The organism is Micromonospora sp. CA-248260, assembly GCF_050942205.1.
Taxonomy (GTDB): domain Bacteria; phylum Actinomycetota; class Actinomycetes; order Mycobacteriales; family Micromonosporaceae; genus Micromonospora; species Micromonospora antibiotica.
In genome coordinates this window covers 6,091,081-6,104,473 of sequence record NZ_CP192021.1, presented here as the reverse complement: position 1 = coordinate 6,104,473, position 13,393 = coordinate 6,091,081, and the positions used below count along the sequence as shown (strand labels likewise).

The following is a 13,393-nucleotide window of genomic DNA, read 5'->3' as shown; positions in this document are numbered from 1 at the left end:
GGGTGGCATACCTGCGGGTGCGGCGGAAGCTGTCGCAACAGTCGTTCGCCGACCGGCTGGGCAAGTCGAAGAGCTGGGTGGACAAGGTCGAACGGGGAGTACGCCCCCTGGAGCGGATGTCGACCATCCGGGAGGTCGCGGCCGTGCTGCGGGTGGACACCGCGACGCTGCTCGGTCGGGAGGTCCAGCCCGCCGAGGCGGCCGTGCGTGGTGCGGGCGTCGGCCGGATCAGGGCGGCGTTGTCGACGTACGAGATGGCACTTGGTCGGCCGACGGCGGGCCGGGAGGTGCCGTCGACGGATCGACTGGCGCGGGCGGTGGAGCACGCGTGGACGACATTCCAGCAGGCCCGCTACCCGCGCCTCGTGGAGTTGCTGCCGGGGCTGTTGACCGAGGTGCACCGCGCCCACGTGCGGGACCCGGAGGCGGGTCGGGCGGCGGTGGTGCAGGCGTACCGGGTGACGGCGGCGCTGCTGGTGAAGCTGGACGAGGGGAGTCTTGCCTGGATGGCCGCCGAGCGGGCGATGTGCGCCGCCACCGGTGAGCGGGTGTTGCTGGCGGGTGCGGCGGTGCAACTCGGTCAGGTGCTGCGGGCGTCGGCGGGGGCGCGGTCCGTGATGTTGGCTGCGGCCTACCAGGTGGCCCCGGCCGACCCTGACGGTGGTACGCCGCAGGAGTGGTCGCTGTGTGGGTCGCTGCTGGTGCAGGCCGCATTGATCGCGGCGCGGGCCGGAGACGACCGGGCGGCCGGTGAGCTGTTGAACGAGGCCGCCGAGATGGCCGCCCGGGTGGGCGACGGGCACGACCACCACCGGACGGGGTTCGGGCCGGCTGCCGTCGAGGCGGGACGGGTCACCGCCGCCGTGGAGTTGGGCGACGGCCCGCAGGCGGTCGCCCGGCACGATGAGGTGATCGGCTGGGAGGGGTGGCGCTGGCTGCCGGTCGAGCACCGGGCCGCGCACCTGGTCGACGCCGGCATGGTCGCCCGTACCGGCGCAGCCGCCGTGCCCGTCGGCGACGAAGGACGCCCCGTCGCCGAGCAGCACCGTGCCGGAGGCCACGAAGGTCTCCGTCGGCGGCCGGCTCGCCGAGGCAGGGGTACGGGACTTGTTGCTGTTCACGAACATGCCCACCGCGAGCAGGAGCCCAGCCGCAGCCCCGGCCCACATCCAGCCGGCACGCCGCGCGGTCGGCTCTGGACGCAACGTCTGCATGTCATCTCCGGGTTCGGGGCGGCGGAATCACCGGAAAGTCTGCGCGAACCCGCCCCCCACCGCAGCCCTGTTTCCGTTCCCCGTCCCACCCGGTGACCGGTTGCTCGCCCCGCCCCGGTGATCAAGAGGTATGCGTCAGAATTCGGCCGCAGAATGACGTAAACCTCTTGATCACCGGGGCGGGGGTGGGGTGGGGTGGTGGTGACGTTGACGCGGCGGGCTTTCGGGGCCGCCTGCCGAACGCGTTCGCCCTGCTGGCCCGCCCCGACCAGCAGACCGGTCCGGTCCGCGCCGACCAGGTCAACCCAGGTGGGTGCGGAGGAAGTCGAGTTCCAGGCGGAGCAGGCGTTCGGACAGCCCACCGGCCGCCATGTGGGTGGCCCCGGTCAGCGGCAGCACCGCGTGCGGCCGGCCGGTCGACAGCAGTGCCGCCGACAGCCGCAGCGTGTGCGCGGCGACCACGTTGTCGTCGACCATCCCGTGCACCAGCAGCAGCGGGCGGGCCGGCTCGCCGGGATGCAGCGGCTCCGCCGCCAGCTCCACCAGCGAGTGGTGCCCGTACACGTCGATGCCGTCGTCGGGCAGGCCCAGGTAACGCTCGGTGTAGGCGGTGTCGTACAGCGTCCAGTCGGTGACCGGGGCGCCGGCGATGCCGCACCGGAACAGCTCCGGGTGGCGTAGCACGGCCAACCCGGCCAGCCAGCCGCCGAACGACCAGCCCCGGATCGCCACCCGGTCGAGGTCCAGGTCGGGGTGCTTGCCGGCGAGCGCGGTCAACGCGTCCACCTGGTCGGTCAGGATCACGTCGGCCACCCGCCGGTGGATAGCCTTCTCGAACGACGGTGCCACGCCCGGCGTACCCCGGTTGTCGATGGTGACCACGGCGAACCCGCAGTCCGCCCACCACTGCCGTTCCAGCCAGGCCGACCGGGCTGCCACCACCTCCTGGTGGCCGGGGCCGCCGTAGACGTCCAGCAGCACCGGCAGCCGGGTGCCCTTGACGTGCTCGGTCGGGTAGAGCACCGCCGACGGTAACCGGCGGTCGGTCACCCGGACCAGCATCGGCCGGGGCGCCGACGACGGGGTCGCCGCCAGCGACCGTAGCCGGGCCACCTCCCGGTCGCCGCGCCACACCGACCAGCTCGTCCCGGCCTCGTCCAGCGAGGCGGTGCCGACCACCAGGGTGTCCCCGCCGACCGCCGCCGTGTGCCAGCCGGGGGTGCTGCTCATCCGGCGGGCGTCCACCCCACCACCGATCACGGTACGGACCCGGTAGAGGTGCCGTTGGCTCGGTTCGCCCTCGCTCGCCTCCACCAGCAGGTCGGCCGGCCCGGGACCGGTGGGCAGCCGGCCCACCACCCGTCGTACGTACAGCGAGGGCGGGGTGAGCAGGGTGCCGTCGGCGAACAGGCAGCGGGCGTCGTACCCGTCGTGGGCCAGTTCGCCGCCGACCAGCACCCGGCCGTCCGGCAGGTGCGCGGGGGTGCCCGGGATCGGCTCCACCCAGCGCGGGTCGGCCAGCTCCGCGTGCACCTGCGTCTCCCCGGTACGCGGGTCCACCGCCAGCACCAGGCCGTGTTGCTGCGACCGGCGCAGCACCGTGATCAGCGGGTTGCCGTCGGCCCAGTCGACCGAGGCCAGGTACGGGTAGGTCTCCCGGTCCCAGTGCACGTCGACCCAGCCGTCGTCCAGGTCGAGCAGGTGCAGGCTGACCTCGGCGTTCGGCCCACCCGCCCGGGGGTACGCGACGGTGGTCGGCGGGGTCGCCGGGTCCGCCGGGTCGTGCAGGTGCCAGCGCGGCAGCCGGGACTCGTCGACCCGGGCGGCGAGCACCATCCGCCCGTCCGGGGCCCACCAGTAACCCCGGAACCGGCCGAACTCCTCCGCCGCCACATGCTCGGCGAGCCCCCAGCTCACCCCACCGTCCTCGCCGGCCAGCAGGGAGTCGGTGCCGTCCGGGGCGACCACCCGCAGCTCGCCCCGGCGTACCCCGTCGGCGGTGTCGGTCACGTAGGCCACCCGCTGACCGGTCGGGTCGGGACGCGGGTCGATCACCGGGCCGACGGTGCTCACCTCGATCACGTCGCCGTGCACCAGATCGGCCCGGAACAGCCGGCCGGCCAGCGCGAACACCGCCACCCGGCCCGCCCCGTCCAGGGCGTACGAGCCGATGCCGGCGGTGCTGAGCCGGCGTCGTTCGCGCAACGCCCGCTCACCGGGGGCCAGCGCCACCGGGTCGGCGTCGTCGCCGAGCAGCACGGCCGGGTCGGCGACCAGGCGTTCCTCGGCGGAGGCGGTCTCCAGCGCCCAGAGCGCGTCGGCCGGGTCCTCCGGGCCGCCCGAGCGGAGGAAGACCACCCGGGAACCGTCACCGGTCACGGACACGGCACGCGGCGCCCCGTGGCTGAACCGACGGGTACGGGCGGCCAGCTCGGGAAAGTCCACAACCCGGATCGTAGAGCGGTGCCGGGCGTGATGTGGCCGACCTGGGTGGACGCGTACGCCCCGGCGCGGACGGACCGCCGGTTAGAGTGACCGTCGTGACGACGCTGCCCGACCGACGCCTGCTGCTGGTCCACGCGCATCCCGACGACGAGTCCATCGGCACCGGGTCGACGATGGCGCACTACGCCGCCGACGGCGCCCACGTCACGCTGGTGACCTGCACCCTCGGCGAGGAAGGCGAGATCCACGTGCCGGAGCTGGCGCAGCTCGCCGCTGCCGAGGCCGACCAGCTCGGCGGCTTCCGGATCGGGGAGCTGGCCGCCGCCTGCGCCGCGCTCGGCGTCACCGACCACCGCTTCCTCGGTGGCGCGGGCCGCTACCGGGACTCGGGCATGATGGGGCTGGCCACCAACGAGCACCCCCGGGCGTTCTGGGCGGCCGACCTCGACGTGGCCGCCGGTCAGCTCCTGGACGTCATCCGGGAGATCCGCCCGCAGGTCATGGTCACCTACGACCCGAACGGCTTCTACGGTCACCCGGACCACATCCAGGCGCACCGGGTGACGATGCGGGCACACGAGCTGGCCGCCGCGGAGGGCATCGCCCCGGCCAAGGTCTACTGGACGGCGCTGCCACGCAGCGTCCTGGAGGCCGGCATGAGCCACTTCACCGAGTCCTCGGACAACCCGTTCGCGGGCATCGACAGCGTCGACGAACTGCCCTTCGGCACCCCGGACGACCAGATCGCCGCCCGGATCGACGCCACCGACCAGCACGCCGCCAAAGAGGCGGCGATGCGGGCGCACGGCACCCAGATCCCCGCCAACTCCTGGTTGTACGCGATCGCCGGCAACTTCGGCGCCGAGTTCATGGGTGTGGAGTTCTTCACCCTGGCGGTGGGGGAACCCGGCCCAGCCGGTGGACCGAACGGCTGGGAGAGTGACCTCTTCGCCGGGATCGACACGAACCCGTCGGGCTCGTCCGCCGGCCGGCCCGACCCGGCTGCCGGTCAGCCGGTGGCGGCGGCACGTCGGCCGGAGCAGGCGTACCCGGTGGGGGGCGGGCCGGCCTCGGCGACGGCCGGGCTCCGGTGACGCTGCCCGCCACGCCGATGCCGGTAGTCGAGGAGGAGACCGCCGCCGTCCCGCCGCCACCCGGCCCGACGGTACGCCTGTTCGACGTCGTGCTGCGGTTGGTCGGCGGGCTGGTCGCCGTGGTCGGCGGGGTGCTCACCGCCCTGATCGGCCTGCTGCTGTCCACCGTCCGGGTCGGCGGGCAGCTGATCGGGGTGTCGGTGGTGGTCACCATCCTGGGGGCGATCGCGGTGAGCTGGTTCGCGTACGCCACGATCGGCCGCAAGTGGGCGGTGGCGTTGCCGGCCCTGCCGTGGTTCGTGCTGATGGCGGTGGCAGCGGTCCGTACTGCCGAGGGTGACCTGCTGGTCGCCGGGGACAACTGGGTCGGGCTGGCGATGATCACCACCGGCGCGATGACGTTCGCGGTGATGGCGTTCCGGCAGATCCTCAGCCCGCAGCCGCGCCGCCACGACGGGTGATGACGGCACACAGCCGACGGTGGTAGATATTCCTGCCAGGAGCCCCGTCGACGCGGCGGGCGGTGTGGCAGGAGGCGTGTGATGAGAGATCGGTGGCGGGCTGTCGGCGTACTCGCGGCGGCATTGTTCGCGGTCAACGTGGTGGCCCGGGTGATCATCAAGCTCGGCTTCGACGGGAACGACACTGCCGCCGACCGGGTCTCGCTGGGCATGTTCATCGTGGTCGGACTGGTGCTGGCCGGGGTGGTCTTCGCCTGGGGCCGGGTCGTGCCGGCGGCGCGTTGGGGAGCCGACGTGGCCGCCGCGGTGGCGGTGGCGCTGCTGCTGACCGTGCTCGTCGGCCCGCTGCTGGTCGGCAACGATCCGTTCGGTGGGGGAGCGGGGCTCTTCTTCGCCCAGATCTGGCTCTATCTCGCCGCCGCGGCGGCCGGCGTGGCGATCGGCTACCTGGTGCTCATCGCCCTCGGCCGCGACCACCGCTCCCGCCAGCTCCAACGGTACGCCGAGCGTAACGTGGGCAAGCCCCGCCGGGTGGTCCGCCGCTGACCCACCCGCCCGGGGTGGGTCAGGTGGGAGGGGCGACGCGGGTGAGGTAGGTGTGGTGGGTGGTGAAGCCGAGCTTGCGGTAGAGCGAGACCGCCTCGATGTTGCGCTGTTCCACCTGGAGGAAGGCGTGGGTCGCGCCCTCGGCCGTGCCCCAGTCGGCCAGCGCCCGGATCACCCGGGCGGCCAGCCCCTGCCGGCGTGCCTGCGGGGCCACCTCGATCAGGCTGAGCCCCAGCCAGCGGCCCTGCCCGGTGACCGTGCCCCGGCCCGTCGCCAGCAGCGCGCCGTCGCCGTACACCTGGGCGAAGCGGACCTGGGCCACGGCGGTCAGGATGTGCCGGGCGGAGTCCGGCAGGCCGCCCTTGCGCCCGGCGGCGACCGCGAGCCACTCCTCGGACGGCACGCCGGTGAGGGCGACCGCCGCACCGCCGGCCGGGCCTTGCGGGGTGGGACCGGGGGCGATGCGGGGGCGGCTCCGCCGGCCGCAGCGTGGCCAGCGGGACGGTCTGCACCAGGGTCAGCGGCCGGGCGGTCCAGCCCCGGGCGTCCAGTTCGGCGCCGACCGGCACGGCCAGCGGCAACGGCGTGTTGACCATGGCGGGTTGGCCGTGTTCGGCGTACCAGCGTTCGATCGCGTCGATCGCCGCCGGCAGCGGGCGGTCCGGGTCGCCGACCGGCAGCGCCGAATTGGCCCGGCCGGTCCAGCCGTCGGCGGAGCGCAGCAGCCAGTCGCCGAGCCGGGCGCGTACCGGTGCCGGCCACGCCTCGTCGGCGGCGAGTTCCAGTTCGACCACGGCCGAGGCGGTGGGCCGGCGGGTGGGGGGCACCCGCTTGGCCCGGTGCACCTCGGCCACCGGCACCCGGAGCCGGCCCTGGGCGGTGGCGATGGTGAGATGAGTCTCGCTCAGCTCGACCAGCTCACCGAGGGCGTCCGAAAAGAGGGGCCGGCCCTCGCGAATCCCCACAATGCGGCGAACCACGATCCGGTGTCCCACATCCTGCTGTCGGAGCACGATCGACCTCCTCCCCGGCGAGATACTAGGCTCTTAGCGTCGCGGGTGATCGCGACGAGTCTGGCGGAGGAGAAGACCGGTGACCTACATCATCGCCGAGCCGTGCGTGGATGTGCTCGACAAGGCATGCATCGAGGAATGCCCGGTCGACTGCATTTACGAGGGCAACCGGATGCTCTACATCCACCCCGACGAATGCGTCGACTGTGGTGCCTGTGAGCCGGTCTGCCCGGTGGAGGCCATCTTCTACGAGGACGACGTCCCGGAGCAGTGGAAGGACTACACCGGGGCCAACTACGAGTTCTTCGAGGACCTGGGCTCGCCGGGCGGCGCGTCGAAGATCGGCAAGGTGGAGAAGGACGCGACGTTCGTCGCCGGCCAGCCGCCGCGCGGCGAGGGCCACTGAACCGGCCGGCAGCCGGGACACCGGGCTCGCCGGCTGCGGTGCCGGGCTCGCCGGCCGGGCCGGCTGTGGTGCCGGTCGGCCCCGGGTCGGTGGTGCCGGCCGGTGGTGCGTCGGGGTCGTCGGCCGGGTCCGCGTCGGGCCCGGCCCGGCCCGGTCCGGTGTCGGCGCGGTTGCCCGAGTTCACCTGGGACACGCTGGACGCCGCGGCCGCCCTGGCCGCGGCGCACCCGGACGGCCTGATCAACCTCTCCATGGGCACGCCGGTCGACCCGGTGCCCCCGGTGATCCGGCAGGCGCTGGCGGACGCCGCCGACGCGCCGGGCTACCCGCTGACGGCGGGCACCCCGGCGCTACGCGACGCCATCGCCGGCTGGGTGGCCCGCGCCTGCGGTGCGGGTGCCGACGGGCTCGGGGTGCTGCCGACGATCGGTTCCAAGGAACTGGTCGCCTGGCTGCCCACCCTGCTCGGGATCGGCCCCGGCGACGTGGTCGTGGTGCCGTCGGTCGCCTATCCGACATATGAGGACGGGGCCCGGCTGGCCGGCGCCACCACCGTCCGCGCCGACTCGCTGACCGCGGTCGGCCCCACCTCCCGGGTACGCCTGGTCTGGGTCAACTCGCCCGGCAACCCGACCGGTCGGGTGCTGCCCGCCGCCCACCTGCGCAAGGTGGTCGACTGGGCCCGGGAGCGCGGTGCCGTGGTGGCCAGCGACGAGTGCTACCTGCCGCTGGGCTGGACGGCCGACGCCGCGCCGGTGTCGGTGCTCGCGCCGGAGGTCTGCGGCGGGTCGTACGACTCGGTGCTGGCGGTGCACTCGCTGTCCAAGCGGTCCAACCTGGCCGGCTACCGGGCCGGGTTCGTCGCCGGTGATCCGGCGCTCGTCGCCGAGCTGCTGAAGATCCGCAAGCACGCCGGCATGATCGTCCCGGCTCCGGTGCAGGCCGCGATGGTGGCCGCGCTGGCCGACCAGGCGCACGCCGACGAGCAGCGGGAACGCTACCGGGCCCGGCGGGAGACACTGCTCGCCGCGTTCACCCGGGCGGGCTTCCGGGTGGACCACTCCGAGGCGGGCCTCTACCTCTGGGTCACCCGCGACGAGGACTGCTGGGACACCGTCGACCGGCTGGCCCGACGGGGCATCCTGGTCGCCGCCGGGGCCTTCTACGGCCCGGCCGGGCAGCGGCACGTCCGGGTGGCCTTGACCGGGTCGGACGCGCACGTCGCGGCGGTCGCCCAGCGGCTCGCCCAGCCGTAGGGGCGGCTGCGGTGGGTGACGAGGTGGGCCGGCCCCGGGTCGCCGTGGTCGGCACCGGCCTGATCGGCGGTTCGATCCTGCTGCGGCTGCACGAGGCGGGTACGCCGGTGGCCGGCTGGGACCCGGACCCGGCGACCCGGGCCGAGGGCCGTCGCCGGGGCCTCACCTTCCCCGACGAGCTGGCCGACGCGGTCCGGGACCGGGACGTGGTGTTCCTCGGTGGTCCCCTGCCGAGTCTGCCGCAGACCCTGCTCACCGTGTCCGGGCTGACCGACGACCGGTGTGTCATCACCGACGTGGGCAGCACCAAGGCGGCCGTCGCCGGGTTCGCCGGGGCGCACGGGCTGACCGGCCGGTTCGTCCCCGGTCACCCGATGGCCGGCACCGAGCGGGCCGGGCTGACGGCCGCGCTCGCGGGCCTCTTCGTCGACGCGGCCTGGGTGCTCTGCCCGAGCGTCGACGGGTTGGTGCCGTTCCGGACGCTGGTCGGGCTCATCGTCGACGTCTTCGCCGCGCACGTCGTACCGATGTCGCCGGGGGTGCACGACTCCGTGGTGGCGCTCTCCTCCCACGTACCGCACCTGCTGGCCGGCAGCCTGGCCGGGGCCGCCGCCGACTCGGCGGTGCGGGACGCGGTGGTCCGGCTCGCGGCGGGCAGCTTCCGTGACGGCACCCGGGTCGCGACGACCCCGGCCCGGCGTACCGCCGACATGCTGCTGGCCAACCGGGAGCAGGTGCTGCGGCAGTTGGCCGAGGTGCGGGCGGCGCTCGACGGGCTGACCGAGGCGGTCCGCGACGACGACCTGCCCGCGCTGGTGGCGCACTACGAGCGGGCCCGGACGGTACGGCTGCCGCCGGGCGACGTGCGACCCGTCCACCGGCGGTTCGCCCTCGCCGGGGACCCGGCGCAGGAGTTGGCGTTCGTCCGGTCGGTGGGTGAGTCCGGTGGGCACCTCACCGGTTGCACGGTGGCGGGGGAGACGGTGACGTACACCGGTCTGCGGCCCGCCGAGGCCCCGGCCTGACCGTGCGGAAACCGGCGGCGGTCCGGTTGCGCCGTTAGGGTGGGTGCGTGGCGGACGGACCGGTGGTGGCGGTACGCGGTGAGGCGTACCGGGAGGTGGCACCCGAGCTGGCCCGGTTCGAGGTGACCGCGACGGCCCGGGAACGGGACCGTCAGGTCGCCCTGACCCGGCTCGCCGAGCGGGCCGCCGCCGTCCGGGTGCTGCTCGACGAGCACGAGCCGGCGGTGGACCGCCGGGAGGCCGGGGAGCTGCGGGTGCGACCCGAGACGAACCGGTCCGGTGAGCGGGTCGTCGGCTACCTGGGCAGCGTCTCCACCACGGTCACCGTCACCGACTTCGGCTCCCTGGCCGAGCTGATGTTGCGGCTGGCCGAGCTGGACCACGTCGAGGTGGCCGGCCCCTGGTGGTCGCTGCGGCCGGACAGCCCGGCCCACCGGGAGGCCCGGCACGAGGCGATCGCCGACGCGTTGCGCCGGGCCCGGGAGTACGCCGAGGCGCTCGGTGCCCGGGTGACCGCCCTGCTGGAGCTGGCCGACACCGACGAGGGGTTCGCCGGGGGTGGGGCGATGTACGCCCGCCAGGACCGGATGGCCGGCGCACCGGAGCTGGAACTCGACCCCCGCCCGCAGTCGGTGCACGCGGTGGTGCGGGCCCGGTTCACCATCAGCGAGCCGGTCCTGACCTGATGCCCGAGGCGCGTCCGTGCTCCCTCGACGACCTGGTGGCCCGGGCCCGGTCGCTGGCCGACGCCGGCCCCCGGCAGCTGCTGGGCATCACCGGTGCGCCCGGGGCGGGCAAGTCCACGCTGGCCGAGCGGATCGTCGCGGCGGTCGGCCCGACCGCCCGGCTGGTGCCGATGGACGGTTTCCACCTCGCCCAGGCGGAGCTGGTCCGGCTGGGCCGGGCCGACCGCAAGGGCGCGGTCGACACCTTCGACGCCAACGGGTACGTGTCGTTGCTGCGCCGGTTGCGCCGGTTGGAGCCGACCGCCGTGTACGCGCCGCTGTTCCGCCGTGATCTGGAGGAGCCGGTGGCCGGGGCGGTGGAGGTGCCGCCCTCGGTCCGGCTGGTGGTGACCGAGGGCAACTATCTGCTGCTCGACGATCCCCCCTGGGACGAGGTGCGGTCGTTGCTGCACGAGGCGTGGTTCCTCGACCTGGACGCCGAGCTGCGGTTGCGTCGGTTGGTGGCGCGGCACGTGGCGTACGGGCGGTCGCCGGAGGCGGCGCACACCTGGGCGTACGGCAGCGACGAGGCGAACGCCGCGCTGGTGGCGGGCACCGCCGACCGGGCCGACCTGGTGATCCGGTCAACCGACCCGGGGTGACGGGACGGTACGCCGCAGCAGCCGGGCCACCAGGGTCCGTTCCCGGTGGAACTCCAACGCCTCCGGATAGCCGCTGTGGTTGCGGATCGGCGGGTCGGCGACCTCACCCCCGCTGGGGTGCAGCGCCTCCGGGTCGGTCACCGGCACGTCCCGTTCCCCGGCGCTGACCCGCCAGCCGAGGGGGTCGGTGTCGCGCCAGAAGTTGGTCCACGCGACGTGGCCGGAGGGCCAGGTCAGGTTGTCGGCGAGCACCCGGAGCCGGTCCGGGCCGAAGTAGGCGGGGAAGACCCGTCCGTAGAGCCGGGTGAGCTGGCAGCCGTACGACAGGAACCAGATCCGCCGCCGCCACCGGGCCGGGAGCTGGAGCAGCGTCGCCGCGCAGATCACCGTGCCCTGGCTGTGCCCGGAGAGGATCACCCCGTCCATCCGGCGCGGGTCCTGTTCGCTCAGCGCCAGGATTCCGGCGACCCGGGTCTGCAACTCGGGTACGGCCCGTTCCGCATAGCTGGGCGGGGCGAGCGGGTGCGCGGCGCGCGGCCAGAAGGTGCCGATGTCCCAGAGCACCCCGACGCTGCGCCGGACGGTGTCGTTGCGGTAGACGAGCATGCCCAGGCCGGCGACCACCAGGGGGAGCCAGCCCAGCATGGTGTCGCCGAGGTCGGCGGCGGCGCGTACCAGACCCGCCCAGCCCGACGCGCCGGCCGGTGCGGGGCGGGTACGGGTGAGCGCGGCCACGCAGGAGAAGGCCACCAGCACCGCCGCGATGGCGGCGTAGTGGCCGATCAGCCGTACCGCGTGTTCGCCGACCAGGCGGTGCAGCGCGCGGAAGGTGCTGACGTCCCGGCAGCGGCGCAGGTCGTGCGCGGAGAGGTCCCGCCGGCCGGCGGTGAGCCGGGTGTACTCGGCGCGACGCAGCCCGCCGAAGATCATTGCGGCGCGGATCAGCGTGCCGATCAGGGCGGCGGTGGCGACGGTGAAGGCCAGGCCGGCCCAGATCACCGGCAACGGCGGCGCGATCGGGGAGAATCCGCTGGGTGAGGCGGGACCGTCGAGCCGGTCGGCGATCCAGTAGAGCAGACCGGCACAGTAGGCGATGGCCATCATCCAGCCGAAGCCGGCGATCACCGCCGCCCCCCGGCCGCCCCAGGCCACGTCGGTGTACGTGCCCAGCGGTTGCTGGTCGTCGTCGCTGCCGGTGCGCGGCAGCAGCAACCCGATCGCGGCGACCGCGATGGCCGGTGCGGCGAGCATCCAGATCAGCAGCCCGTCGGGGGCGGTGGGGAGGCCGGGCAGCCAGCCGTCGCGCCAGGCCATCCCGAGGGGCAGCAGCACGCCGACCGTGCCGGGGAGGAGCAGTGCGCGTCGTCCGGACCGGGCGACGGTGCCGATGGCGATCAGCAGCAGCACCTGGTAGGTGGCGAGCCAGGCGACGAGGCCGTCGTAGCCGGGCAGGGAGTGGTCGGTGAGGCAGCCGGCGAGGCCCGGGTCACGGGCGCACCCGGCGGGCGGACGCCACTGCGCCAGCGGGGTGCCGGCGGGGCCGTCCGGCAGCAGCAGGAGGGTGAAGGTGCCGACCAGGGCCAGGCCGGTGAGCACGCCGACGGCGAGGCTCCACCGGCCGAGCGGGGTGGCCCCGCTGCGCCGGGTCAGCCAGGGCCGGCCCACCGCCACCACCGCGATCGCCACCACCACGACCAGGGCGGTGACGGTCGGGGCGGCGATCACGGCCCGTACGCCCCGGGCCGGGTCCATCACCAGCACCGCGCCGACGGGTACCGCGGCGGCGAGCGCCGCGCCGACGCACAGGTGCAGGACGGCGGCGCGGCGCAGTTGGCCCTCCCCGCTCCAGAAGGTGGGGTCCTGCAACGGGTTGGCCAGGCCGGGCCCGGCAGCGGCGGGTTGTTCCCCGTCGTCGGCCAGCGGGGGGCGGGGGTCGGCGGGCATCTCGGCCTCGTACTGGTAGGTGCGCCAAGCGACGACGCCGAGCACCAGCAGCATGGACAACGGCACCAGCAGGCCGGCGGCGAGCGCGTGGGCGTCCGTGCGCCACCAGCCCCGGCCGAGGAACTCCCACGAGCCGGGCAGTTGCCGCAGGCACTCCTGATCGATGCACTGCCAGGCGATCAGGTCGACCCCGACGCCGGCGGCGGCGAGCACCAGGGTGCCGGTGAGGCTCAGACAGAACAGCCGGATCAGCCAGGCGGTGATGCCGGAGCGGCTGCCCCAGCGTTCGGTGTCCGGGTCGGGCGGGATGCCGGGGCGGGCGTACAGCGCGACGTTGGCCAGGGTGAACGGCAGCAGCAGCGTCCACAGGGCCCGTTCGACGTCACGTGCGGTCCGCGCCCCCGACGTCAACTGCCCCCAGCTGTACGCCTCGACGACGACCGGGTCGTCCGGGGCGGAGTCGCTGGCGCGGTAGAAGCCCGTGACGTCACCGCCGGAGACGAGTCGGGGCGGCTGGCCGACACCGGTCGGGTCGGTGGGCAGGCCGAGGATCTGGTCGGGCGGGGTGTTCGACACGCCGTGCACCCGGAGTTCGAGTACACGCTCGGCCATCGGTGCTCCCTGGTGACGTCTTCACTACCCAGAGTGCATCGGATTTCCTG

General features: G+C 74.5%; 11 protein-coding genes and 1 pseudogene. 9 read left to right on the top strand and 3 right to left on the bottom strand.

The genetic code is table 11. The features are described 5' to 3' along the window. Positions 1–2: 2 nt before the first annotated feature. Complete coding sequence (locus ACQP2H_RS26325; protein WP_433229277.1) at positions 3–1,310, top strand: helix-turn-helix domain-containing protein; 1,308 nt, start codon at positions 3–5, stop codon at positions 1,308–1,310. Positions 1,311–1,514: 204 nt separating this feature from the next. Here ACQP2H_RS26325 and ACQP2H_RS26320 read toward each other — a convergent pair whose 3' ends face one another. Then, positions 1,515–3,659, bottom strand: a complete 2,145-nt coding sequence (locus tag ACQP2H_RS26320) for a prolyl oligopeptidase family serine peptidase (RefSeq protein ID WP_433229275.1) — start codon at positions 3,657–3,659, stop codon at positions 1,515–1,517. 86 nt (positions 3,660–3,745) lie between these two features. Between ACQP2H_RS26320 and mshB the strand changes: the two genes are divergently transcribed. The 3 genes from mshB (at position 3,746) to ACQP2H_RS26305 (ending at position 5,760) form a co-directional block, all read left to right on the top strand. After that, positions 3,746–4,753: an N-acetyl-1-D-myo-inositol-2-amino-2-deoxy-alpha-D-glucopyranoside deacetylase gene (mshB, locus tag ACQP2H_RS26315; RefSeq protein ID WP_219464614.1), complete on the top strand. Its 1,008-nt coding sequence runs from the start codon at positions 3,746–3,748 to the stop codon at positions 4,751–4,753. Positions 4,754–4,770: 17 nt separating this feature from the next. Then, positions 4,771–5,214, top strand: a complete 444-nt coding sequence (locus tag ACQP2H_RS26310; protein ID WP_219464613.1) for a hypothetical protein — start codon at positions 4,771–4,773, stop codon at positions 5,212–5,214. Positions 5,215–5,295: 81 nt separating this feature from the next. Beyond that, the gene (locus ACQP2H_RS26305; RefSeq protein WP_208568042.1) at positions 5,296–5,760 is read left to right on the top strand and encodes a hypothetical protein; all 465 of its coding nucleotides are present in this window, start codon (positions 5,296–5,298) and stop codon (positions 5,758–5,760) included. 19 nt (positions 5,761–5,779) lie between these two features. On the opposite strand, the pseudogene ACQP2H_RS26300 reads toward ACQP2H_RS26305, so the two are convergent. Next, a pseudogene (locus ACQP2H_RS26300) lies at positions 5,780–6,773 on the bottom strand (GNAT family N-acetyltransferase). Between the two features lie 79 nt (positions 6,774–6,852). On the opposite strand from ACQP2H_RS26300, the gene fdxA reads away from it, so the two are divergent. From fdxA to ACQP2H_RS26275, 5 genes are all read left to right on the top strand, one after another. Further along, complete coding sequence (gene fdxA, locus ACQP2H_RS26295) at positions 6,853–7,179, top strand: ferredoxin (protein WP_007072862.1); 327 nt, start codon at positions 6,853–6,855, stop codon at positions 7,177–7,179. A gap of 158 nt (positions 7,180–7,337) precedes the next feature. Beyond that, entirely contained in the window at positions 7,338–8,435 is a 1,098-nt protein-coding gene (gene dapC / locus ACQP2H_RS26290) for a succinyldiaminopimelate transaminase (RefSeq protein ID WP_433229272.1), read from the top strand. A gap of 11 nt (positions 8,436–8,446) precedes the next feature. After that, on the top strand, positions 8,447–9,460 hold the full coding sequence (locus ACQP2H_RS26285) for a prephenate dehydrogenase (protein WP_433229270.1): 1,014 nt from the start codon (positions 8,447–8,449) through the stop codon (positions 9,458–9,460). 47 nt (positions 9,461–9,507) lie between these two features. Continuing rightward, a complete protein-coding gene (locus ACQP2H_RS26280) occupies positions 9,508–10,146 on the top strand; it encodes an SIMPL domain-containing protein (RefSeq protein WP_219464608.1) in 639 nt (212 codons plus the stop codon). After that, positions 10,146–10,787 (top strand): nucleoside/nucleotide kinase family protein, encoded by a 642-nt coding sequence (locus ACQP2H_RS26275; protein WP_219464607.1) that lies wholly within the window; start codon positions 10,146–10,148, stop codon positions 10,785–10,787. Before ACQP2H_RS26280 ends, ACQP2H_RS26275 begins: the two co-directional genes overlap by 1 nt. Here ACQP2H_RS26275 and ACQP2H_RS26270 read toward each other — a convergent pair. Continuing rightward, positions 10,770–13,343 carry a hypothetical protein gene (locus tag ACQP2H_RS26270; protein ID WP_433229267.1) on the bottom strand — a complete coding sequence of 858 codons (2,574 nt, stop codon included), beginning with the start codon at positions 13,341–13,343 and terminating at the stop codon, positions 10,770–10,772. The two genes, ACQP2H_RS26275 and ACQP2H_RS26270, sit on opposite strands and share 18 nt — an antisense overlap. Positions 13,344–13,393: the final 50 nt, after the last annotated feature.